Source organism: Micromonospora sp. NPDC049081 (genome assembly GCF_040648835.1).
GTDB lineage: Bacteria > Actinomycetota > Actinomycetes > Mycobacteriales > Micromonosporaceae > Micromonospora > Micromonospora antibiotica.
The window spans coordinates 90248-115356 of the sequence record NZ_JBEZEK010000001.1 but is presented as its reverse complement, the minus strand read 5'-3'; the positions used below and the strand labels follow the sequence as shown (position 1 = coordinate 115356).

Genomic DNA, 25109 nt, shown 5'->3' with positions numbered 1-25109 from the left:
GGAAGAGACCGACATGGCCGACGAGAAGCTGCTCGGATACTTCAAGAAGGTCAGCGCCGACCTGTACAAGGCCCGGCAGCGGCTGACCGAGCTGACCGAACGGGACCGGGAACCCATCGCCATCGTCGGGATGGCCTGCCGCTACCCGGGTGGGGTCGGCTCCCCGGAGGACCTGTGGGACCTGGTCGCCGAGGGCCGGGACGCCATCTCCGACTTCCCCACCGACCGGGGCTGGCCGGCGGACCTCTACGATCCCGACCCGGAACGGGCCGGCCACAGCTACGCCCACGAGGGTGGCTTCCTGCACGACGCCGCCGCCTTCGACCCCGCCTTCTTCGGGATGAGCCCCCGGGAGGCGCTCGGCGTCGACCCGCAGCAGCGGCTCCTGCTGGAGATCACCTGGGAGGCGTTCGAACGGGCCGGTATCCTCCCCGCCTCGGTGCGGCGTACCCCGGTCGGGGTGTTCACCGGCATCATGTACGGCGACTACGGCCTGCGGGTCCGCGACGTCCCCGAGGAGTTCGAGGGCTACCTGCTGACCGGCAGCGCCGGCAGTGTCGCCTCCGGCCGGATCGCCTACACCTTCGGCCTGACCGGTCCCGCCGTCACCGTCGACACCGCCTGCTCGTCGTCCCTGGTCGCCCTGCACCTCGCCGCCCGGTCGCTGCGTGCCGGGGAGTGCACGCTGGCCCTCGCCGGTGGCGTCACCGTGATGGCGAGCCCCGGCACGTTCGTCGAGTTCAGCCGGCAGCGGGGGTTGGCCCCGGACGGCCGGGCCAAGTCGTACTCGGCCGCCGCCGACGGGGTCGGCTGGGCCGAGGGCGCCGGCATGCTGCTGCTGGAGAAGCTCTCCGACGCCCGCCGTCACGGCCACCCGGTGCTCGCCGTCGTCCGGGGTTCCGCGATCAACCAGGACGGTCCGTCGAACGGGCTCACCGCACCCAACGGCCCCGCCCAACGCGCCGTCATCCGGCAGGCCCTCGAATCCGCCGGCCTGACCCCGACGGACGTGCAGGTGGTGGAGGGTCACGGCACCGGCACCCGGTTGGGTGACCCGATCGAGGCGCAGGCGTTGTTGGCGACGTACGGGCAGGGTCGGTCGGTGCCGTTGTGGTTGGGGTCGGTGAAGTCGAACATCGGTCATGCGCAGGCGGCGGCAGGTGTGGCCGGGGTGATCAAGATGGTGTCGGCGATGCGGGCCGGGGTGGTGCCGGGGTCGTTGCACGTGGCGGAGCCGTCGGGGTTCGTGGACTGGTCGTCGGGTGCGGTGCAGGTGGTGACCGGGTCGAGGCCGTGGACGGCGGAGGGCCGTCGGCGGGCGGGGGTGTCGTCGTTCGGGATCAGCGGCACCAACGCGCACGTCATCCTGGAGGAACCGCCCGCCGTGACGGACCCGCCGCCCGACGGGTCACCCGCCGGAGCGGACCCGTCGGCCGGGGCCACAGGCGGGTCCGACGCCGTACCGGTGACGCCGTGGCCGGTGTCGGCGCGGACGACCGCCGGGGTACGGGACCTGGTCGAGCGGCTCCGCCCGTGGAGCGCCGCCGCCGACCCGACGGTACCGGCGGCCGACGTGGGCTGGTCCCTGGTGTCGACCCGGACGGTGTTCGACGACCGCGCCGTGCTGCTCGACGGCGACGTCGTCGCGGACTCGGCCTCGGTGCCCCCGGAACTCCGTTGGTCGGCGGCGGTCCCACCGGCAGGCGACGCCGAACCGTCGTCCCCGGCCGGGACGGACGTCGACTCCCGGGTGGTGGCCTCCGGCCTGGGTGTGGTGTTCGGGGGGCAGGGTGGTCAGCGGGTGGGGATGGGTGTGGGTTTGTGTGGGGTGTTTCCGGTGTTCGCGTCGGTGTTCGACGAGGTGTGTGGCCTCTTGGGTGGGGATGTGCGCGAGGCGATCTCCTCCGGTGTGGGTCTGGATGGCACGGGGGTGGCGCAGCGGGCGTTGTTCGCGGTGGAGGTGGCGTTGTTCCGTCTGGTGGAGTCGTGGGGTGTCCGTCCGGCGGTTCTGGTGGGTCATTCGATCGGGGAGATCGCGGCGGCGCATGTGTCCGGGGTGTTGTCCCTGTCGGATGCGGTGACGTTGGTGTCGGCGCGTGCTCGTCTGATGGCGGCGTTGCCAGCAGGTGGGGCGATGGTGTCGTTGCGGGCCTCCGCTGATGCGGTGGAGCCGTTTCTGTCCGGTGGTGTGGTTGTCGCGGCGGTGAATGGTCCGTCGGCGGTGGTGATCGCCGGCCCTGAGCGGGAGACCCTGCGGGCGGCGGAGTCTGCAGCGACCGCGTTGGGTGTGCGGCAGCGGCGGTTGTCGGTCAGTCACGCGTTCCATTCGCCGTTGATGGAGCCGATGCTCGACGAGTTCCGCGCGGTGGTGGAGGGTTTGTCGTTTCATCCGGCGCGGATTCCGGTGGTGTCGACCGTGACCGGCGAGGTCGGGGATCTGGGGGAGCCGGGGTATTGGGTGCGGCAGGTGCGTGAGCCGGTGCGGTTCCACGACGCGATCGAAGCGGCCGGTCCCCGCTCGTGGTGTGAGTTGAGCGCGGATGGTGGTTTGTCGTCCCTGTTGACCGACGGTATCCCGATGCTGCGGCCGGGAGCCGACGAGGCGGTCAGTGCGGTGACGGGGTTGGCGCAGGTGTGGGTGCGGGGGCACGAGGTCGACTGGCGGGGGTACTACGGCGGCGGTAGGACCGTCGACCTGCCGACGTACCCGTTCCAACGGCAGCGGTACTGGCTCGACGCCGGGGCCGGGCGGGGCGACGTGACCAGCGCCGGCCTACGCTCCGCCGGGCACCCGCTGCTCGGCGCGACCGTCGAACTGGCCGCCGGTGACGGCGTGCTGCTCACCGGACGGGTGTCGCTGCGTACCCATCCGTGGTTGGCCGACCATGCGCTGCTCGACACCGTGCTCCTGCCCGGGACGGCCTTCGTGGACCTCGTCCTGCGCGCGGGCGACCACCTCGGCGTCAGCGTCGTCGACGAGCTGACCATCGCCGCGCCGCTGGTGCTCACCGATGAACCGGTGGAGATCCAGGTGGCCGTCAGCGCGCCCGACCCCGACGGCAGGCGACCGGTGACCGTCCACTCGCGCCCGCACACCACCGGCGGCGACGACCCCGCCTGGACCACCCACGCGGAGGGGCTGTTGACCGCCGCGCCCCCCACCACCCCCACCGGGCAGGAGACCTGGCCGCCACCCGGCAGCCGCGAGGTCGACGTCACACACGCCTACCCCCGCCTGGTCGAGGACGGCCACCGGTACGGCCCGGCGTTCCGTGGCCTGCGCCGGCTGTGGCACCTCGGCGACGAGATCCTCGCCGAGGTGGGCCTACCCGCCGACCGGCACGCCGACGCCGACGCGTTCGTGCTGCACCCCGCCCTGCTCGACGCCTGCCTGCACCCGCTGCTGCGTGGCGTGCTCGACGACACCCGCCCCGGTGGCCTGCCGTTCTCCTGGAGCGACGTGCAGGTGCACCGTGGCGGCGCGACCACCCTGCGGGTACGGCTGCGGGAACAGTCGACCGGCAGCCTCACCCTGACCGGCTACGACGAGTCCGGTGCGCCGGTGGTCACCGTCGGAGGGCTGCTGTCCCGCCCCGTCTCCGCCGAGGCGCTGCGGTCCGCCGGGCGGCCCCACCAGGAACACCTCTACGAGCGGGTGGCCGTGCCGGTGCCGGCCCCGCCCGTCGCCGCCCCCGCTCCGGCCTTCGACGCGGGCCCCGCCCCGGTGGCCTGCCACCACCTGACCGTCGACCCCGGCCACCCCGACCTCGCCGGCCGTACCCACGCCGCCGTCGCCGCCGCCCTCGCCCTGGTCCGTACCCTGCTGACCGACGCGTACGCCGACACCCGGGTGGTCGTCGCCGGTGAACGCGTCGCCGACGATCCCGCCCTGGCCGCCGCCTGGGGGCTGCTGCGCAGCACCCAGACCGAGAACCCCGGACGGCTCGTCCTGGTCGACACCGACGACCCGGCCACCGTCCCCACCGTCGCGGCCGGGCTCGCCGCCGGTGACGAACCGGAGGTGAGCGTCCGGACCGGCACCTGGACCGCCGCCCGGCTGGCCCGGGTCGCCACCCCGACGGCCGGACCCGTGTGCCTCCCCGGCCCGGTGCTGGTCACCGGCGGCACCGGCGGGCTGGGCGCGCTGGTCGCCCGCCACCTGGTGACCACCCATGGCGTACGCGAACTCGTGCTGGCCAGCCGCCGGGGCGCCGGAGCACCGGGCACGAGCGACCTGGTGGCCGAGCTGACCGGCCTCGGCGTCACCGTCAGCGTCGCCGCCGTCGACGTGGCCGACCGGGACGACCTGGCCCGGCTGCTCGACAGCCATCCCGTCCGTTCGGTGGTGCACACCGCCGGGGTGCTCGACGACGCGGTCGTCGGCGCACTCACCGACGAGCAGCTCACCCGGGTGCTCCGCCCCAAGGTGGACGCCGCCTGCCACCTACACGAGCTGACCGCGGACCGGGACCTGGACGCGTTCGTCCTCTACTCCTCGTCGGCCGCCGTGTTCGGCGGCCCCGGGCAGGCCAACTACGCCGCCGCCAACGCGTTCCTCGACGCGCTCGCCGCCCACCGCCGGGCCCGGGGGCTGCCCGCGCTGTCGCTCGGCTGGGGACTGTGGCGACAGGACGGCGGCATCACCGCCGCCCTCACCACCGCCGACCGGGACCGGATCACCCGGGCCGGCATGACCCCGCTGGACCGGGCGGAGGGGATGGCCCTGTTCGACACGGCGGTCACCCTGGCCGCCGCGACCGGCCACCCGCACCTCGTACCGATGCGGATGGACCTGCCGAGGATCACCGGTGAGCCACCGGCGGTGCTGCGGGGGCTGGTCCGTCGCCCGGCCCGGCGGGCCGTGGCGGCGGCCGACCCCACCGCGGTCTTCGCCGGACAGCGCGGCGCGGAACTCACCGCCGCCCTGCTCCAGGTGGTACGGGAACGCGTCGCGGGCGTCCTCGGTCACTCCGGCGTCGACGCGGTCCCCGCCGACCGGCCCTTCACCGAGCTGGGCTTCGACTCGTTGACCGCCGTGGAACTGCGCAACGCACTGGCGACGGCGACCGGGCTGCGCCTGCCCGCCGGGTTGGTGTTCGACCATCCCACCCCGTCGGCGGTCGCCACCTGGCTGACCACGAAGATCGCCGGCGCCCCCGCTCCCGCCCCGGTCGCCACCCCGGTCCGTACCCACGACGACCCCGTCGTCATCGTCGGGATGGCCTGCCGGCTGCCCGGCGGGGTACGCAGCCCTGAGGACCTGTGGCGGGTGGTCGCCGAGGGCACCGACGCGATCGGTGACTTCCCGACCGACCGGGGCTGGGACCTGGACCACCTCTACCACCCCGACCCGGACCACCCCGGCACCACGTACGCCACCCAGGGTGGCTTCGTCGACGGGATCGCCGACTTCGACCCGGCCCTGTTCGGCATCTCCCCCCGGGAGGCGTTGGCGATGGACCCGCAGCAGCGGCTGCTGCTGGAAACCTCGTGGGAGGCTTTCGAGCGGGCCGGGATTCCCCCGCTCGCCGCCCGAGGCTCGCGGACCGGTGTCTTCGTCGGGGTCAGCAGCCAGGACCATGGCTCGCTACTCGCCACCGTGCCCGAGTTCGAGGGGCAACTGCTGACCGGCAGCGCCAACAGCGTCGCGTCCGGCCGGCTGGCGTACCACCTCGGCCTGGTCGGCCCGGTCCTCACCCTGGACACGGCGTGCTCGTCGTCGCTGGTGGCCCTGCACCTGGCGGCGAACGCCCTGCGCGCCGGGGAGTGCGACCTCGCCCTCGCCGGTGGTGCGCTGCTGATGTCCACCCCGACCCTGTTCGTCGAGTTCAGCCGGCAGGGCGGGCTGTCACCGGACGGCCGGTGCAAGGCGTTCTCGGCCGACGCGGACGGCACGGGATGGGCCGAGGGCGCCGGGATGCTGCTGGTGGAACGCCTCTCCGACGCCCGCCGCCACGGGCACCCGGTGCTCGCGGTGGTGCGGGGCAGTGCGGTGAACTCCGACGGCGCGTCGAACGGCCTGACCGCGCCGAGTGGCCCCTCCCAGGAACGGGTGATCCGCCAGGCGTTGGCGGTGGCGGGCCTGTCGGTGTCCGACGTGCAGGTGGTGGAGGGGCACGGCACCGGTACCCGGTTGGGTGACCCGATCGAGGCGGAAGCCCTGTTGGCGACGTACGGGCAGGATCGGTCGGAGCCGCTGTGGTTGGGGTCGGTGAAGTCGAACATCGGCCACACGCAGCACGCGGCGGGTGCCGCCGGGGTGATCAAGATGGTGCTGGCGATGCGGCACGCGACGGTGCCGGGGTCGCTGCACGTGGCCGAGCCGTCCGGGTTCGTGGACTGGTCGTCGGGTGCGGTGGAGGTGCTGCGGGAGTCGCGGAAGTGGGTGGTGGCCGAGGGGGGCCGCCGTCGGGCGGGGGTGTCGTCGTTCGGGATCAGCGGCACCAACGCGCACATCATCGTGGAGGAACCGCCGCCGGTGGAGGTGGGTGGTCCCGCGGCGGCGACGGGATCGCCGGTGCCGGTGACGCCGTGGCCGGTGTCGGCGCGGACCGCCGCCGGGGTGCAGGAGGTGCTCGGGCAACTCAGCCTGACGGCGGTCGGTCCGGCAGACGGTACGGGCAGCGATGGTGGTCCGTCGGGTTCGACCGTCGGCGGTGGGGTGTCGGCGGTGGATGTGGGGTGGTCGTTGGCGTCGACGCGGTCGGTCTTCGCCGAGCGGGCGGTGCTGCTCGACGGTGTGGTGGTCGCGGATTCGGCGTCGCTGGCCCCCGGGGTCCGGGCGTTGGCGTCCGGTGCGGTTCCTGCTTCCACACTGAGCCCGGTCGCGGGGTCGCCGTCGGATGGCGCCGAATCGTCGGCTGGGGTGCCGTCTGGTGTCGTTCCTGCGGGGTTGGGTCTGGTGTTCGGGGGGCAGGGTGGTCAGCGGGTGGGGATGGGTTCTGGCCTGTACCGGGCGTTCCCGGTGTTCGCGTCCGTCTTCGACGAGGTGTGTGACCTGTCGGGTGGGGACGTCCAAGAGGCGATCTCCTCTGGTGTGGGTCTGGATGAGACGGGCGTTGCGCAGCGGGCGTTGTTCGCGGTGGAGGTGGCTCTGTTCCGCCTGGTCGAGTCGTGGGGTGTCCGTCCGGCGGTTCTGGTGGGTCACTCGATCGGGGAGATCGCGGCGGCGCACGTGTCGGGGGTGTTGTCCCTGTCGGATGCGGTGACGTTGGTGTCGGCCCGCGCTCGTCTGATGGCGGCGCTACCGGCCGGGGGCGCGATGGTGTCGCTGCGGGCCTCGGTCGATGCGGTGCGGCCGTTCCTGTCCGGTGATGTGGTGGTGGCGGCGGTGAATGGTCCGTCGGCGGTGGTGATCGCCGGCCCGGAGCAGCAGACGCTGCAGGTAGCGGAGACGGCGGCGACCACGCTGGGCGTCCGGCGCCGGCGACTGTCGGTCAGTCACGCGTTCCACTCGCCGTTGATGGAGCCGATGTTGGACGAGTTCCGGGCGGTGGTGGAGGGGTTGTCGTTCGGTCCGGCGCGGATTCCGGTGGTGTCGACGGTGACGGGTCAGGTCGGTGGTCTGGGGGAGCCGGGGTACTGGGTGCGGCAGGTGCGTGAGCCGGTGCTGTTCCACGCCGCGATCGAGGCTGCCGGTCCCCGGTCGTGGTGGGAGCTGAGCGCGGACGGTGGTCTGTCGTCCCTGCTGGCTGACGGCATCCCGATGCTCCGGCCGACCATCGACGAGGCGACGTCGGCGGTGACCGGGCTGGCGCAGGTGTGGGTGCGGGGGCACGACGTCGACTGGCGGGGGTACTACGGTGGCGGGAGGGTCGTCGACCTGCCGACGTACCCGTTCCAACGCCAGCGGTACTGGCTGACCCCGGCACCCCGGACGGACGTGGCGGGCATCGGGCTCGACCCGGTGGAACACCCGCTGCTCGGCGCGGCGGTGGAACTGTCCGACGACTCGTTCGTCCTCGCCGGCGTACTGACCGCGTCGGCGCTGGCCGAGGCCGGGCCGCACGTCGTCCTGGCGGAGGCGGCGCTGGCGGCGGCCCGCCACGCGGGCGTCACCGGCGTCGCCGAACTCGTCCCCGAGGTGCCGCCCGAGCACCCCGGCCCACTGCGGGTCACCGTGGACGGCGTCGGCTTCACCATCGCCTCCCGCCCCAACGGCACCTGGGTCGAACACGCGACCGGGCAGCTCTCCGCCGAACCCGGCGACGGCGGCGCACTGCCCACCGCCGTGCTCCGCTCCGCACTCGACGACCTCGCCCCCGCCCGGCCCGTCCGCTGGACGAACCTGACCGTGCACCGGGCCGACCCTGCCGTGGACGTCGAGATCGCGCACCACGACACCGGGCACGTCCGGATCGCCCTGGTCGACCACGACGGCACCGTCACCACGGAAGCCGAACTCGAACTCGGCGGCGACGCCGGCCCGTCCGTCGGCGACGCCCTGTTCCACCTGGAGGACCGGCGCGTCCCGACACGGGAGACGGGCGGTGTGCCGGGTGACTGGGCGGTGCTCGGTGACGACGAACTCGGGCTGCTCGACGGGCTGGACGGCCTGCGCCGGCACCGTACCCTCGCCGAACTGCTCGGCTCGGCGCGGGGCCGGCCGGACGTGCTCCTGCACCCGCTGACCTACCCGGACACCGGGGACCCGGCGGCGGACGCGCACACGGTGGCGCAACGGGTGCTGAAGCTGTCCCAGCACTGGCTCCGCGACGGGGCACTCGCCCCGTGCCGCCTGGTTTTCGTCGCCTCCGGGGTGGACCGGGACGTCGTCCTGGCCACCGCCTGGGGGCTGGTCCGCTCGGCGATCAGCGAGTACCCGGACCGGTTCGGCCTGGTCACCCTCGACGGGGACCGCCGCTCGGCGCGGGCGTTCCCGGACGCCCTGCTCGCCGGCACCACCGAACTCACCGCGACCGGCGGTGTGGTGACCACCCCGACGCTCGTCCGCAGCCGGGGTGCCACCCCGACGTCCCGCCGGTGGGCCGGACCGGTGCTCGTCACCGGCGGCACCGGTGGGCTGGGGGCGCTCGCCGCCCGGCACCTGGTCACCACCCATGGCGTACGCCGCCTGCTGCTGGTCAGCCGGCGCGGGCCGGCGGCCCCGGGCGCGGCGGAACTCCGCGCGGAACTGCTCGACCTGGGCGCACAGGACGTCACCGTGGCCGCCTGCGACGTGACGGACCGGGACGCCCTCGCGGAACTCCTCGCCGGGACCGACCCGGCCCACCCGCTACGCGCCGTGATCCACACCGCCGGGGTGCTCGACGACGGTGTGCTGCCCGCGCTGACCCCGGAACGGCTGGACGGGGTGCTGGCCCCGAAGGTCGACGCCGCCTGGCACCTGCACGAGCTGACCCGGGATCTCGACCTCGACGCGTTCGTGCTGTATTCGTCGATCTCCGGGCTGCTCGGCCCGCCCGCCCAGGCCAACTACGCGGCGGGCAACTCCGGGCTGGACGCGCTGGCCCGGCTGCGCCGCCACCTCGGCCTGCCCGCCGTGTCGCTGGCCTGGGGACTGTGGGCGCAGGACAGCGGCATGATCGGCACTCTGGACGCGCACGACCGGGAACGCGTCGCCAGGACCGGTGTGGTGCCGATGACCGAGGCCGAGGGCATGGCGCTGTTCGACCTGGCGCTGGCCCACGACCGGGCCGTGCAGGCGCCGGTCCGCCTCGACCCGGCCGCGCTGCGGGCGATCGACGCGCCGCCGCCCGTGCTGCGCGCCCTGGTCCGCACCCCCCGTCGTACGCCGGGGGAGCAGCGACCGGCCACCGACCGGCTCGCCGCGCTCGCTCCGGCCGACCGCCGCCAGGCGGTGCTGGACCTCGTCACCGCCCAGGCGGCGAAGGTGCTCGGCCACGCCGACCCGACCGAGGTCGACCCGGGCCGCCGCTTCGCCGACCTGGGGGTGGACTCGCTGGCCGCCACCCAGCTCCGCAACGCGGTCAGCACCGCCGCCGGTGTGCCGCTGCCGGCCGGGGTGGTGTTCGACCATCCCACCCCCGCCGCGCTCACCGACTTCGTCTGCGGGCTGCGCTGGCCGGACCAGGAGCGGGAGGACGGCTCGGCGATGGCCGCCCTCGACCGGCTGGAGGCCGCGCTGCGCACCGGGGACGCGGGCGGCGACGAGATGGTCGACCGGCTGGAACGCCTCCTGATCGAACTGCGTCCACCGGCCGACTACGGCGACCCGGACACCGACGACCTGGACACGATCCCGGTGGACCGCCTCTACGACATCATCGACCAGGGAACGGAGCTGTGATGGCCGAGGACAGCGCCAAGCTCGTCGAGTACCTGCGCAAGGCCACAACCGACCTGCGCCGGTCACGGGCCCGCGTCGCCCAGTTGGAGAGCCGGATCAGCGAGCCGGTGGCGATCGTCGGGATGGCCTGCCGGCTGCCCGGCGGGGTACGGGGCCCGGACGACCTGTGGCGGGTGGTCGCCGAGGGGGTCGACGCGGTCGGTGGGTTCCCGACCGACCGGGGCTGGGATCTCGCCGGGCTCTACCACCCCGACCCGGACCACCCCGGCACCACGTACGCCACCGGCGGTGCCTTCCTCGCGGACGTCGCCGGCTTCGACGCCGACTTCTTCGGCATCTCCCCCCGGGAGGCGTTGGCGATGGACCCGCAGCAGCGGCTGCTGCTGGAAACCTCGTGGGAGGCGATCGAACACGCCCGCATCGACCCGGGTTCGCTCGCCGGCAGTCCGACCGGCGTGTTCGTCGGCACCATGTACCAGAACTACGCCTTCGGCGGTCAGGACGTGCCCGACGAACTCGAAGGGCTCCTGATCAGCGGCAGCGCCGGCAGCATCGTCTCCGGCCGGATCGCCTACCAGTTCGGCTTCACCGGGCCCGCGGTCACCCTCGACACCGCCTGCTCGTCGTCGCTTGTCGCCCTGCACCTGGCGGCGTCGGCGCTGCGTGCCGGGGAGTGCTCGCTGGCGCTCGCCGGGGGCGTGACGGTGATGCCCACCGCCGACCTGCTGGTGGAGTTCGCCAGGCAGCGTGGTCTGGCCCCGGACGGCCGGTGCAAGGCGTTCGCCGACACCGCCGACGGCGTCGGCTGGGGGGAGGGCGTGGGCCTGCTGCTGCTGGAGCGCCTCTCCGACGCCCGCCGCCACGGTCACCGGGTGTTGGCGGTGGTGCGGGGTAGTGCGGTGAACTCCGACGGCGCGTCGAACGGCCTGACGGCGCCGAGTGGTCCGTCGCAGGAGCGGGTGATCCGTCGGGCGTTGGCGGTGGCGGGCCTGTCGGTCAACGACGTGCAGGTGGTGGAGGGTCACGGCACCGGCACCCGGTTGGGTGATCCGATCGAGGCGGAAGCCCTGTTGGCGACGTATGGGCGGGGTCGGTCGGTGCCGTTGTGGTTGGGGTCGGTGAAGTCGAACATCGGTCATGCGCAGGCGGCGGCGGGTGTGGCCGGGGTGATCAAGATGGTGTCGGCGATGCGGGCCGGGGTGGTGCCGGGGTCGCTGCACGCGGACGAGCCGTCGAGGTTCGTGGACTGGTCGTCAGGCTCGGTGGAGGTGGTGCGGGAGTCGCGGGAGTGGACGGTGGCTGAGGGGGGCCGCCGTCGGGCGGGGGTGTCGTCGTTCGGGATCAGTGGCACCAACGCGCACGTGATCGTGGAGGAGCCGCCGCCGGTGGAGACGGGCGCTCCGGCGGAGGCGGGTTCGGGGGTGCCGGTGACGCCGTGGCCGGTGTCGGCGCGGTCGGTTGCCGGGGTGCGGGGTCTGGTGGAGCGGTTGCGGTCGACGGTGGTGGGGGTGTCGGCGGTGGATGTGGGGTGGTCGTTGGCGTCGACGCGGTCGGTGTTCGACGAGCGGGTGGTGCTGCTCGACGGTGTGGTGGTCGCGGACGGGGGGTCGCTGGCTCCCGGGGTTCGGGCGTTGGCGTCCGGTGTGGTTGCTGCTTCCGCGGTGGACCCGGTCGCGGGGTCGTCGGGTGGTGCGGCGTTGTCAGGGGCGGTGTCGTCGGGCGGGGTTTCCTCCGGTGGTGTTCCTGCGGGGTTGGGTGTGGTGTTCGGGGGGCAGGGTGGTCAGCGGGTGGGGATGGGTGTGGGTTTGTGTGGGGCGTTTCCGGTGTTCGCGTCGGTGTTCGACGAGGTGTGCGCGCTGTTGGGTGGGGATGTGCGGGAGGCGATCGTCTCCGGGGTGGGTCTGGATGGGACGGGGGTGGCGCAGCGGGCGTTGTTTGCGGTGGAGGTGGCGTTGTTCCGGTTGGTGGAGTCGTGGGGTGTGCGTCCGGCGGTTCTGGTGGGTCATTCGATCGGGGAGATCGCGGCGGCGCATGTGTCGGGGGTGTTGTCCCTGTCGGATGCGGTGATGTTGGTGTCGGCGCGTGCTCGTTTGATGGCGGCGTTGCCGGTGGGTGGGGCGATGGTGTCGTTGCGGGCATCGGCTGATGCGGTGGAGCCGTTCCTGTCCGGTGATGTGGTTGTCGCGGCGGTGAATGGTCCGTTGGCGGTGGTGATCGCCGGCCCTGAGCGGGAGACCCTGCGGGCGGCGGAGTCTGCAGCGACCGTGTTGGGTGTGCGGCAGCGGCGGTTGTCGGTCAGCCATGCGTTCCACTCGCCGTTGATGGAGCCGATGCTCGACGAGTTCCGCACGGTCGTCGAGGGATTGTCGTTTCACCCGGCGCGGATTGCGGTGGTGTCGACCGTGACCGGGCAGGTTGGGGATCTGGCGGACCCGGAGTACTGGGTGCGGCAGGTGCGTGAGCCGGTGCGGTTCCACGACGCGATCGAGGCGGCCGGCCCCCGGTCGTGGTGGGAACTCAGTCCGGATGGTGGTTTGTCGTCCCTGTTGACCGACGGTGTCCCGATGCTGCGGCCGGGCGTGGATGAGGCCAGGTCGGCGGTGACGGGGTTGGCGCAGGTGTGGGTGCGGGGGCACGAGGTCGACTGGCGGGCGTACTACGGCGGCGGTAGGACCGTCGACCTGCCGACGTACCCGTTCCAACGGCAGCGGTACTGGCTCGCCGCCGGTCCGGCGACGCCGCCGCTGTACGCGGTGCGGTGGACGCCGACGGACCTGCCCGCCGGGGAGGCCGCGGTGCTCGACTGCGCCGGCAGCGGCACCGCCGAAGTGCTCGCGGTCCTCCAGCGGCGGCTCACCGAGCCCACCGGTGGTCGGCTCGTCGTCGGCTTCGACGGCACCGATCCGACGGCCGACGGGGTGGTCGGTCTGCTGCGTGCCGCCCGGACCGAGCATCCGGGCCGGGTGGCCCTCGTCGACCACGACGGCAGCCCGGCGTCGCTGGCGGCACTGCCGGCCGCGGCCGCCGCCGGCCGCGACGAGGTCCGGCTGCGTGCCGGCGTCGCCAGCGTCCCGGAGTTGACCCCCGCCGCCACCGGACCCCGCCCACCGGTCGACGGCACGGTCCTGGTGACCGGGGCGGCGGGTGCCCTCGGCAGCGCTGTCGCCCGCCACCTGGTCACCGCCTACGGTGTGCGGGACCTGGTGTTGCTCGGCCGCCGTGGAGCGCCGGACCTGGCCGCCGAACTGGCCGCGCTCGGCGTCACCGCCACCTCGGTCGTCGGCGACGTCACCGACCCGGACGCGGTGGCCGCCGCGCTGCGCGGGCGCACCCTGCGCGGGGTGGTGCACGCGGCGGGCGCGCTCGCCGACGGGGTCCTGTCCGGGCTCACCCCCGACCAGCTCGAGCTGGCCTGGCGGGCCAAGGTGACCGGCGCGCGGGTCGTCGACCGGCTCACCCGCGACACCGAGCTGGCCTTCTTCGTGCTGTTCTCGTCGGTCGCCGGCCTGTTCGGGGCGGCCGGTCAGGCCGCGTACGCCGCCGCGAACAGCGCGCTGGACGCCCTCGCCGAGCGTCGCCGGGCGGCCGGGCTGCCGGCCACCTCGATCGCCTGGGGGCCGTGGTCCGGTGCGGGCATGACCGGGGACCTGGGCGTCGCCGACCGGGCCCGGCTCGCCGCCGCCGGCCTCGACCCGCTGCCGGTGGCCACCGGGCTGGCCCTCTTCGACGCGGCGCTGACCAGCACCGAACCGGTGGTCGTCGCGGCGGCCCTGCGCACCGCGACCCTCGACCCGGCCACCGCCCCGGCCCTGCTGCGGACCCTGCTGCCGGCGGGGGGACCCACCTCCCCGCCCGTGCTGGACCTGACCGGCCTGGACGGGTCGGGCCGACGGCAGGCGGTCACCGACCTGGTCCGGGCCACCGCCGCCACCGTGCTGGGCCACCAGCCGGGCACGCTGCTGCCGGTGACGGGCGTCTTCCACGACCTCGGCTTCGACTCGCTGACGTCGGTGGACCTGCGCAACCGGCTGAGCGCGGCGACCGGGGTGCCGCTCGGGGTGGGTGCGGTGTTCGACCATCCCACCCCGGCGGCACTCGCCGCGTACCTGCTCACCCAGCTCGACACCGCCACCGACACGGACCCGGAGGACGAGCGGATCCGCGCGACACTGCGCGCCCTCCCCGTGGACCGGCTGCGCCGCGCCGGCCTGCTGGACCGGCTGTTGGCCCTGGCCGACGAGCCGCCGCGACCGGACGACCCGGCGGGGCCGACCGACAGCCCGGACGACCTCGATGCGCTCTCCGGCGAGGAACTGCTCGCGCTGGCCGCGCAGACGGTGGGGCAGCAGTGAGCGCCGGCACCGAACAGTACGTGGCGGCCCTGCGTAACGCGCTGCGTGAGGTGGACCGGCTGCGCGGGGAACTCGACCGGGCCACCGCCCCGGCCGCCGAACCGGTCGCCGTGGTCGGGATGTCCTGCCGGTTCCCCGGCGGCGCGGACACCCCGGACCGGTTCTGGGAACTGCTCGACGAGGGCCGCGACGCGGTCGTCCCGTTCCCCACCGACCGGGGCTGGCCGGCGGACCTGCACGATCCGGACCCGACCGCCCCCGGGCGCAGTTACGTCGACTCCGGCGGGTTCCTGCCCGACGTCGCCGGGTTCGACGCCGGCTTCTTCGGGGTGTCCCCCCGGGAGGCGTCGGCGATGGACCCGCAGCAGCGGATGCTGCTGGAGTTGGCGTGGACGGCGGTCGAGGACGCCCGCATCGACCCGGAACGGCTGCGCGCCACCGAGACCGGGGTGTACGTGGGCACGAACGGCCAGGACTATCCGCTGCTGCTCGCCCACGCCGCCGGTGACACCGAGGGTTTCCTGCTCACCGGCAACGCTGCGAGCGTCGCCTCCGGCCGGATCTCGTACGTGCTGGGGCTGACCGGGCCGTCGCTGACCGTGGACACCGCCTGCTCGTCGGCGCTGGTGGCCGTGCACCAGGCCATCCGTGCGCTGCGCTGCGGCGAGGTGCCCCTGGCCCTGGTCGGGGCGGCGACGGTGATGTCGACACCTGTCGGGTTCACCGAGTTCAGCCGCCAGCGGGGATTGGCCGCCGACGGCCGGTGCAAGGCGTTCTCCGCCGCCGCCGACGGGGTCGGCTGGGGGGAGGGTGGGGCGGTGCTGCTGCTGGAACGGCTCGGTGACGCGCTCGCCCACGGGCGTACCGTGCACGCGGTGCTGCGCGGTAGCGCGGTCAACTCCGACGGGGCGTCCAACGGGTTGACCGCGCCGAACGGCCCCGCCCAGCGGCGGGTGATCGAACGGGCGCTCGCCGACGCCGGGCTCACCCCCGGTGACGTCGACGTCGTGGAGGCGCACGGCACCGGCACCCGGCTCGGCGACCCGATCGAGGCCGAGGCGCTGCTGGCCAGCTACGGCCGGGATCGGGACCGGCCACTGTGGCTGGGCTCGGTGAAGTCCAACCTGGGCCACACCCAGGCCGCCGCCGGCCTGGCCGGGCTGGTCAAGCTGGTGCTGGCGCTGCGGCACGGGCGGTTGCCGCGTACGCTGCACGCCGCGACCCCGACCACGGCGGTGCGCTGGGACGACTCCCCGGTGCGGCTGCTGACCGCGGCCCAGCCGTGGCCCCGTGGGCCGCGCCCGCGCCGGGCGGCGGTGTCGGCGTTCGGGATCAGCGGCACCAACGCCCACGTCGTCGTCGAGGAACCACCCGCACCGGCCGCCGACGGGCCGGCGGTCATCCCGCTGCCCGCAGTGCCCTGCCTGCTCTCCGCCGCCGACCCGCAGGCCCTGCGGGAGCAGGCCGGCCGGTTGGCGACGCTGGTGCGGGCCGACCCGACGCTCACCCCGGCGGGGCTCGGCCTGGCGTTGGCCACCGGGCGGGCGGCCCTGCGACACCGGGCGTGCGTCACCGCGACCGACCGCGCCGGGCTGCTCGCCGGTCTCGCCGAGCTGGCCGATGCCGGGGTCGGCGCGGGCACGACCTGCGGGGGTGACCTCGCGGTCCTGTTCACCGGGCAGGGCGCGCAGCGGGTCGGGATGGGCCTGGCGCTGGGCGAGCGGTTCCCCGCCTACGCGGAGGCGTTCGCCGATGTCTGCGGGCACCTCGATCCGCTGCTGGACCGGCCGCTGGCCGACGCCGTCGCCGACGGCGGCGGACTCGACGACACGGGCACCGCGCAGCCGGCGATCTTCGCGGTCGAGGTCGCCCTGTACCGGCTGCTGGCGTCGTACGGGCTCGCCCCGGCCGCCGTCGCCGGGCACTCCGTCGGCGAGTTGACCGCCGTGCACGTGGCGGGCGCGTTGTCGCTGGCCGACGCGGCCACCGTCGTCGCGGCCCGGGGCCGGCTGATGGCCGCGCTGCCGGCGGGCGGGGCGATGCTCGCCGTACGGGCCGACGAGGCGGAGGTGACCCCGCTGCTCGGCGACGACGTCGAGTTGGCCGCCGTCAACGGTCCCCGGGCGGTGGTGCTCTCCGGCACGGTCGACGGGGTGGAGCAGGCGGCCCGGCTGCTGCGGGCCGGTGGTCACCGGTGCCGGCGGCTCGACGTCAGCCACGCCTTCCACTCCCGGCTGATGGAGCCGGCCCTGGCCGGGTTCGCCGAGGTGCTGGCGGGGGTACGGTTCACCGCGCCCCGCCTGCCGGTGGTGTCCACCCTGACCGGGGCGGTGCTGACCGTCGAGGATCTGGCCGGGCCGGGGCACTGGCTGGCGCACGCCCGCCGGCCGGTGCGGTTCGCCGACGCCGTACGCGTGCTGGAGCGGCGCGGGGTACGCACCTTCCTGGAGGTGGGGCCGGCCCCGGCACTGACCGGCACGGTGGTGGACTGCCTGCGTACGCCCACCGACGCGGTGGCGGTCCCGACGTTGCGTCCCGACGTGCCCGATCCGGTGTCGGTGCCGGTGGCGATGGGTGCGTTGCTGGTCCGGGGGCACCTGGACCGGGCGGCGGTGTTCGCCGGCACCCGTGCCGCACCGGTGGCGCTGCCCGGTTACCCGTTCCAGCGGACCCGGTTCTGGCCCGACGGCCGGTTCGGGTCCGCCACCGGCGGCCCGCCGTCGGTGCCGTCGGCACCCCCGGCGACCACACCGGCCCCGGGCACGCTGCGTGACGTGGTGCTGCGGCACGTGGCGGCGGTGCTCGGCCACGGTGCGGCCCCCGTCGACCCGCACCGGTCACTGGCCGAGCTGGGCCTGACCTCGCTCAGCGCGGTGGAACTGCGCGACCGGCTGACCCAGGCCACCGGGCTGCCCGTCGGCACCGCCGACCTGCTCACCGCCGTCACCGCCGACGAACTCGCCGGCACCCTCGCCGGGCGGGCCGACGAGGACCCCGACGACGGCGCGGTGCGGGCGGCGTTCGCGGCGGCGTGCGCAAGTGGCGACGTACCCGCCGGGTTGGACCTGCTCGCCGCCGCGGCGGACCGGGCGTCGGCCGGCGGCACCGCCGCCCCCGCGCCGCCGCTGGTGTTCGCCGAGGGCGACGGCCCGCTGCTGGTCTGCCTGCCCAGCATGGTCGCCCCGGCCAGCCCCTACCAGTACGCCCGGCTGCTGGCCTGCCTGGACCGGCCCGCCGTGGTGCTGCCGCTGCCCGGCTACCGGCCGGGGGAGGCGCTGCCGACCACCCGCGCCGAGGTCGTCGACGCCCAGGTCGCGGCGCTGCGGGCGCACCTCGGCGACCGGCCGTACGTGCTGGTCGGCTACTCCTCGGGCGGCTGGCTGGCGCATGCCGTGGCGGCGGCCCTGTCCGACCTCGGCACACCGCCCGAGCGGGTGGTGCTGGTCGACGTGCACGTCCCGGGCGGGTCCTGGTACGACGCGACGATGCCGACCCTGTTCACCCGGATGGCTGCCGACCGGAGCGTCACCGAACTGGTCACCGACCGGCAGCTGCTGGCCATGGGACGGCACCTGGCGCTGTTCGCCGACTGGCGACCGCAGCCGCTGGCGGTCCCCGTCACCCATCTGCGGGCCGCAGCGGCGCCCGGCGGGCGGGAACCGGGCTGGGCGGCCGACACCGGGTGGCACACCGTGCCGGGCGACCACCTGGGCGTCCTCACCGGCGACGCCCCGACCACGGCCGCCGCGCTGGCCGACTGCCTGCCGCCGGCACCGACGAACACCCCACTGATCCCCTCACCGACAGGGCGGAGCCGATGACCATCGGACAGCAGGAAACCTCTACTCCCCACCCGACGGACATGCTCACCGAGGAGTTCGCGCAGGACCCGTACCCGGGGTTCGCCCGGCTGCGCGACGGCGGCACGGTGGACCGGTTCCGGCTCAAGACGTTCTCCACCGCCGTGTACGCCTGGCTGGTCACCCGGCACGCCGACGCGCGCCGGCTGCTGGCCGACCCGAGGCTGTCCAAGGACGCCGGACGTATCGCCTCGGTGATCCGCGCCCAGGCCGTCGACCCGGACGAGCACGTCACCGACAACCCGCCGAGCATGCTGTTCAGTGATCCACCCGACCACACCCGGCTGCGCCGGATCGTCGGCGGCGCGTTCACCACCCGGCGGGTGCAGAGCCTGATTCCGGTTATCGAACGGTTCACCGACGCCGCGTTGGACCGGATCGTCGCGGGGGAGACGGTCGACTTCGTGACCGACGTCGCGCTGCCCGTGCCGATGGCGGTGATCGGCTCGCTGCTGGGCATCCCCGAGGAGGCGTTCGACGACTTCCGCCGGTGGAGCGCGGAACTCGGCAGCGTCGGCACCTCGCTTTCCGACAAGCAGCAGGTGATCGCCGACGCCTACGGCTATGTGCGGGACCTGATCGCGGTCAAGCGCACCGCGCCGGCCGACGACCTGATCAGCGCGCTCATCGCCGCCGACGACGAGGGCGGCCGGCTGGCCACCGACGAGTTGCTGTCCACCGTGTTCCTGATGATGAACGCCGGCTACGAGACGACTGCGGCGATGCTCAGCAGCGCTGTGCTGCTGCTGCACCGGCGGCCGGAGTTGCGTGCGGAGCTGGCTGCCGACCCGGGGCGGGTGCCCGCGTTCGTGGAGGAGGTGCTGCGCTACGAGAGCCCGTTGAACCTGAGCACGATCCGGTTCACCGAGCAGGAGGTGACCGTCGGCGACACGGTCATCCCGGCCGGGGAGATCGTGTTCATCTCGCTGTGCGCGGCCAACCGCGACGCCGACCGGTTCCCCGATCCCGACGCGGTCCGCCTCGACCGCGACGGCCATCTGGCGTTCGGGCACGGCATCCACCACTGTCTGGGCGCACCGCTGGCCCGGCTGGAGGGCCGGGTGGTGTTGCAGCGGCTGCTGGCCCGCCACCCGCACTGGCGGCTGGCCGTCGCCGACGACGAGGTCGCCTGGCGGCACAGCCTCCAGTTCCGCGCCATCGAGTCGCTGCCCGTGCGCTTCGACTGAACCCCACCACCCATCCGAGCAGAGGGGACCCCATGACCGACACCAGCCCGGTGGCGGCGTTCTTCGCCGCCTGTGACGCCGACGACCTGGACGCCGCCGCCGACTGCTTCGCCCCCGACGGGGTGTGGATCGTCGCCGCCGGCCCCGAACCGGGCCACACCTACCACCGCAAGGAGATACCCGGGTTCCTGGCCGAGATCATCGGTAAGCGCGACGAACTCGACGCCGCCGGTGCCCGGATGGTGTACGGCGAGCGCGTCGTCGTGGCGGACCGGGAGTTCCTGGAGTTCCGCTGCGAGTCCGCGACCGGCGAGGTGCTCGAACGGGGCGTGGACGTGTTCACGCTGCGCGACGGCAAGATCCTGGTCAAGGACGTCTTCCGCAAGGCCTGACCCCCCACCACGGAAAGAGGCGACCATGTACGACAACCTCCACGAGATCCTCACCTCGTTCGGCGCGGACATCGACTTCGAGGACCCGAAGCTCGGGCAGAGCGGGTGGTACAAGGCGGACCTGGTGGTCCCGGACGAGGGCCGGGTGGGCATCGTCGACGGCGGGTACCGGCTGGTCATGCACCGTGGGTCCGACGGGATGCCGATGGTGCACCTGTCGGAGACGCTGTCGTTCCCGCAGGGGGACGTGCACGTGCAGGCGTGGGCGGAGTTCCCCAACCTGAGCAACGGCAACTGGTTGTACTGCCCGGCGGTGGGGATCAGCGGGGAGCTGACCGGCCGGCAGGGGTTCCGCCAGTGGCGTCCGGTGGAGCTGGGCAAGCTCGCCGAAGCCAAGGTGATCTTCTATACCAGCCCGACCCAGTGACGCCCGCACGCCGCCGCCGTCAGCCCTTCAACGGGTACGGGATGAAGGTGCTGCGGTTCTCGTCGAGGTCGAGCCGGCCGCTGATCGGCGCGGCGGCCCGCTGCGGGCAGGTCATCCGCTCGCAGGTCTTGCACCCCGGGCCGATCGACGTGACGGCGTCGGCCGCGTACAGGTCGATGCCCCGGGAGTAGACCAGCCGGTCGGCGTGCCGGATCTCGCAGCCGAGCCCGATCGCGTAGACCTTGCCGGGCTGGTTGTAGCCGCCGTGGTGCCGGGTGATGGTGCGGGCGATCCACAGGTAGCGCTGCCCGTCGGGCATCGCCGCCACCTGCACCACCACCCGGCCGGGCGCACCGAACGCCTCGTAGACGTTCCACAGTGGGCAGGTGCCGCCGGTGAGCGAGAACGGGAAGCCGGTGGCGGACTGGCGTTTGGACAGGTTGCCGGCCCGGTCGACCCGGACGAAGGAGAACGGCACCCCGCGCGCCCGGGGCCGTTGCAGGGTGCTGAGCCGGTGGCAGATGGTCTCCCAGCCCATGGTGAAGTGCTGGGAGAGCAGCTCGATGTCGTACCGGTGCTGTTCGGCCGCCGCGAGGAACGGCCCGTACGGCAGGATCAGCGCGGCGGCGAAGTAGTTGGCCAGGCCGACCCGGGTGAGGATCTGGGTCTGCGGGTCGTCGAACCGTTCCTCCTCCACGACCTCGTCGATCACGTCGGCGTACTCCAGCAGGGCGATCTGCGCGGCCATCCGCATCGCCTCCTGCCCGGCGCGCAGCGACGTCGACAGGTGCAGGGTGCGGGTCTGCGGCCGGTAGCGGTGCAGCTCGTCGCCGAGCAGGCTGGCGTCGTCGTGGCGGACCTGCACGCCGTGCCGTTGGGCGAGTCGGTCCTGCAACCCGGCCCGGACCTCGCCACGACGCAGGTCGATGGTGGCGGCCAGCCGCTCCGCCGCCTCGTCCAGATCCGGCACGTAGTTCTGCCGCCGGTAGAAGAACTCGGTCACCCGGTCGTGCGGGCTGCGCCCGACCGTCTCCCGGTCGCCCAGCAGCTCGGCGAGCTGCTCGTCGGCCTGCCGATAGCGGCGGTGCAGGTCGAGGACGGCCTCGGCGACCTCGGGCAGCCGGGTGGCGAGTTCGGTGAGGTCGGCGACGCCCGGCCGGCCGGGCAGCGCCTCGCGCAGCCCGGCGACCAGCCGGGGCGTGTCCCGGGGCGCGAACACGGTCGGGTCGACGCCGAACACCTCGGTGATGCGCATCAGCACCGGCACGGTCAGCGGCCGGGTGTCGTGCTCGATCTGGTTGAGGTAGCTGGGGGAGATGTTGAGCAGCCGGGCCAGCCGGGACTGGCTCAACGCGCGGTCCTCGCGCATCCGGCGCAGTCGGGCACCCGCGAAGGTCTTGCTCACCACGCTCACCTCCCCACTGCTCTTTCAGCAGCCCAGCACCCCTTGGCAGAGTGCGAATATACCTGTTCGCAACTTCGCAGAACCGGGGGTGAACTTCTCAGAACTTGGCTTCTTCCGTCCCTCGACCACCCCTGCGACACCGTGTGACCGTGGGTGACACGCCGGCCGGGCGACGCGTTCGCACCGCCGGACGGCACGACGGCCGGTGCCGGCGTCACGACATCCGAGGAGACGAGATCATGCAGAACGACGTGGAGCGGTTGCGTACCGAGTGGGAGACCGACCCCCGCTGGCAGGGGGTGCGCCGCAGCTACCGCGCCGAGGACGTGGTCCGCCTGCGGGGGGCCGTCCAGGAGGAGCACACCCTGGCCCGACGCGGGGCGGAACGGCTGTGGGAGCTGCTGCACACCGAGGACTACATCCACGCCCTGGGTGCGCTCACCGGCAACCAGGCCGTGCAGATGGTCCGGGCCGGGCTCAAGGCCATCTACCTCTCCGGCTGGCAGGTGGCCGCCGACGCCAACCTCGCCGGGCACACCTACCCCGACCAGAGCCTCTACCCCGCCAACTCGGTGCCCGCCGTGGTGCGCCGGATCAACAACGCGCTGCTGCGCGCCGGCCAGATCACCACCGCCGAGGGCGACGACGGCGGCGTCGACTGGCTCGCGCCGATCGTCGCCGACGCCGAGGCCGGCTTCGGTGGCCCGCTCAACGCCTACGAGCTGATGACCGCCATGATCGGGGCCGGCGCGGCGGGCGTGCACTGGGAGGACCAGCTCGCCGCCGAGAAGAAGTGCGGCCACCTGGGCGGCAAGGTGCTCGTCCCGACCGGCCAGCACGTCCGCACCCTGGAGGCGGCGCGGCTCGCGGCCGACGTGGCCGGGGTGCCGTCGGTGGTGATCGCCCGCACCGACGCGCAGGCCGCCACCCTGCTCACCACCGACGTGGACGAGCGGGACCGGCCCTTCGTCACCGGCGAGCGCACCGCCGAGGGGTTCTACCGGGTGCGCAACGGCATCGAGCCGTGCATCGCCCGGGGGCTGGCCTACGCCCCGCACGCCGACCTGCTGTGGATGGAGACCTCCACCCCCGACCTGGAGGTGGCCCGCCGCTTCGCCGAGGCGGTCAAGGCCGAGTACCCGGACCAGCTCCTCGCCTACAACTGCTCGCCGTCGTTCAACTGGCGCAAGCACCTCGACGACTCGACCATCGCGAAGTTCCAGCGCGAGCTCGGCCACCTGGGCTACCGGTTCCAGTTCATCACCCTGGCCGGCTTCCACGCCCTCAACTACTCGATGTTCGACCTGGCCCGGGGTTACGCCGCCGACGGCATGTCCGCCTACGTGGCGTTGCAGGAACGGGAGTTCGCCGCCGAACCGGCCGGCTACACCGCCGTCAGGCACCAGCGCGAGGTCGGCACCGGCTACTTCGACCTGATCAGCACCGTGCTCAACCCGGCCGCCGAGACCACCGCCCTGCGCGGCTCCACCGAAGAGGAGCAGTTCGCATGAGGTACGAGATCATCGGAGCGCTGGCCGACCGGTTCGACGAGGTCCTCACCCCCGGGGCGCTGGAGTTCCTGGTGGCGCTGGACAGTGAGTTCGCCGCCCGCCGGGTGGCCCTGCTGGACACCCGCCGGGCCCGCCGGGACCGCTACTCCACCGGCCAGTTCCCCGACTTCCTGCCGGAGACCGCCGCGATCCGGGCCGACCCCGACTGGCGGGTGGCCCCGCCCGCACCCGGCCTGCTCGACCGGCGGGTCGAGATCACCGGACCGACCGACCGCAAGATGACGGTCAACGCGCTCAACTCCGGGGCCCGGGTGTGGCTCGCCGACTTCGAGGACGCCACCGCCCCGACCTGGCACAACGTCATCTCCGGCCAGCTCAACCTGATCGACGCCCTGGACCGGCGCATCGACTTCACCGACCCGCGCGGCAAGCGGTACGCCCTCGGCGCGGACCTGGCCACCATCGTCGTGCGGCCGCGCGGCTGGCACCTGGTGGAGAAGGGCATCGTGGTGGACGGCCGGCCCATCTCGGCCAGCCTGGTCGACTTCGGGCTCTACCTGTTCCACTGCGCGCAGCGGCAGCTCGACGCGGGCGCCGGACCGTACTTCTACCTGCCGAAGCTGGAGGGTCACCGGGAGGCGCGGCTGTGGAACGACGTCTTCGTCTTCGCCCAGCAGCGCCTCGGCCTGCCCCGGGGCACCATCCGGGCCACCACGCTGATCGAGACGATCACTGCCGCGTTCGAGATGGAGGAGATCCTCTACGAGCTGCGGGAACACTCGGCGGGGTTGAACGCCGGCCGGTGGGACTACATCTTCAGCGTGATCAAGAACTTCGGGCAGTGGCCGGACTTCGTCCTGCCGGACCGGTCCGAGGTCACCATGACGGTGCCGTTCATGCGCGCGTACACCGAGCTGCTGGTGGCGACCTGCCACCGGCGCGGGGCGCACGCGATCGGCGGGATGGCCGCGTTCATCCCGAGCCGGGACCCGCAGGTCAACGAGGTGGCCCTCGACCGGGTCCGGGCGGACAAGCGGCGGGAGGCCGGCGACGGGTTCGACGGTTCCTGGGTGGCCCACCCGGGCCTGGTCGAGACCTGCCGTCGGGAGTTCGACGCGGTGCTGGGTGACCGCCCGCACCAGCTCGACCGGCTGCGCGACGACGTGGCCGTGACCGCCGCCGACCTGCTCGCCGTCGACAAGACCCCGGGCCAGGTCACCACCGCCGGGGTGCGGGCCAACATCGCCGTCGCCGTGCGTTACGTCGACGCGTGGCTCGGCGGCACCGGCGCGGTGGCGCTGGGCAACCTGATGGAGGACGCGGCCACCGCCGAGATCGCCCGCTGCCAGGTCTGGCAGTGGCTGCACCACGGCACCCCGCTGGCCGACGGCGGCTGCGTGACCGAGGACCTGGTCCGGTCGATCCTCGCGGCGGAGCTGGCCGCCCTGGTCGACGGGCGGGTGGGTGCCAACCGGGACCGCGCCGAACGGGCCGCCCGGATCGTCGAGGACACCGCCCTCGGCGAGGACCTGCCGGCGTTCTTCACCACCGGGGCGTACGCCCGGCACTTCGGTCCGACCCGGCGGCCCGTGCCGGTGGGCTGACACGCCACCGCGTGGCCGGGAGGGGCCTGGCTCCTCCCGGCCGGTGCCGGCCCGGCGACGCCGGAACCCGCCGCCCGGTGGGGCGGGGGCCGGAACGTCGG

The 25109-nt window shown here is 73.9% G+C and carries 9 protein-coding genes; 8 read left to right on the top strand and 1 reads right to left on the bottom strand.

The annotated features are described in order from the left end of the window. Nucleotides 1–13 precede the first annotated feature (13 nt). From AB0B63_RS00305 to AB0B63_RS00280, 6 genes are read left to right on the top strand one after another with little or no spacing between them, the layout of a single operon-like run. Nucleotides 14–10270, top strand: coding sequence for a type I polyketide synthase (locus AB0B63_RS00305; RefSeq protein WP_357013211.1), 10257 nt, complete (start codon nucleotides 14–16; stop codon nucleotides 10268–10270). Next, nucleotides 10270–14622, top strand: a complete 4353-nt coding sequence (locus AB0B63_RS00300; protein WP_357013208.1) for a type I polyketide synthase — start codon at nucleotides 10270–10272, stop codon at nucleotides 14620–14622. The genes AB0B63_RS00305 and AB0B63_RS00300 overlap by 1 nt, the downstream gene beginning before the upstream one ends. Beyond that, nucleotides 14619–18443 (top strand): beta-ketoacyl synthase N-terminal-like domain-containing protein, encoded by a 3825-nt coding sequence (locus AB0B63_RS00295; RefSeq protein WP_357013205.1) that lies wholly within the window; start codon nucleotides 14619–14621, stop codon nucleotides 18441–18443. Before AB0B63_RS00300 ends, AB0B63_RS00295 begins: the two co-directional genes overlap by 4 nt. After that, nucleotides 18440–19669 (top strand): cytochrome P450, encoded by a 1230-nt coding sequence (locus tag AB0B63_RS00290; RefSeq protein ID WP_208567529.1) that lies wholly within the window; start codon nucleotides 18440–18442, stop codon nucleotides 19667–19669. The genes AB0B63_RS00295 and AB0B63_RS00290 overlap by 4 nt, the downstream gene beginning before the upstream one ends. 32 nt (nucleotides 19670–19701) lie before the next feature. Then, entirely contained in the window at nucleotides 19702–20061 is a 360-nt protein-coding gene (locus AB0B63_RS00285; protein WP_219463246.1) for a nuclear transport factor 2 family protein, read from the top strand. Between the two features lie 25 nt (nucleotides 20062–20086). Continuing rightward, nucleotides 20087–20488, top strand: a complete 402-nt coding sequence (locus tag AB0B63_RS00280) for a hypothetical protein (protein ID WP_357013200.1) — start codon at nucleotides 20087–20089, stop codon at nucleotides 20486–20488. A gap of 19 nt (nucleotides 20489–20507) precedes the next feature. On the opposite strand, the gene AB0B63_RS00275 is transcribed toward AB0B63_RS00280, so the two are convergent. Beyond that, complete coding sequence (locus tag AB0B63_RS00275) at nucleotides 20508–21893, bottom strand: short-chain fatty acyl-CoA regulator family protein (RefSeq protein ID WP_357013196.1); 1386 nt, start codon at nucleotides 21891–21893, stop codon at nucleotides 20508–20510. Nucleotides 21894–22132: 239 nt separating this feature from the next. Between AB0B63_RS00275 and aceA the strand changes: the two genes are divergently transcribed. Further along, the gene (aceA, locus tag AB0B63_RS00270) at nucleotides 22133–23404 is read left to right on the top strand and encodes an isocitrate lyase (protein WP_219463241.1); all 1272 of its coding nucleotides are present in this window, start codon (nucleotides 22133–22135) and stop codon (nucleotides 23402–23404) included. After that, nucleotides 23401–25008, top strand: a complete 1608-nt coding sequence (gene aceB / locus AB0B63_RS00265) for a malate synthase A (RefSeq protein ID WP_357013193.1) — start codon at nucleotides 23401–23403, stop codon at nucleotides 25006–25008. Before aceA ends, aceB begins: the two co-directional genes overlap by 4 nt. The last annotated feature ends 101 nt before the right edge of the window (nucleotides 25009–25109 follow it).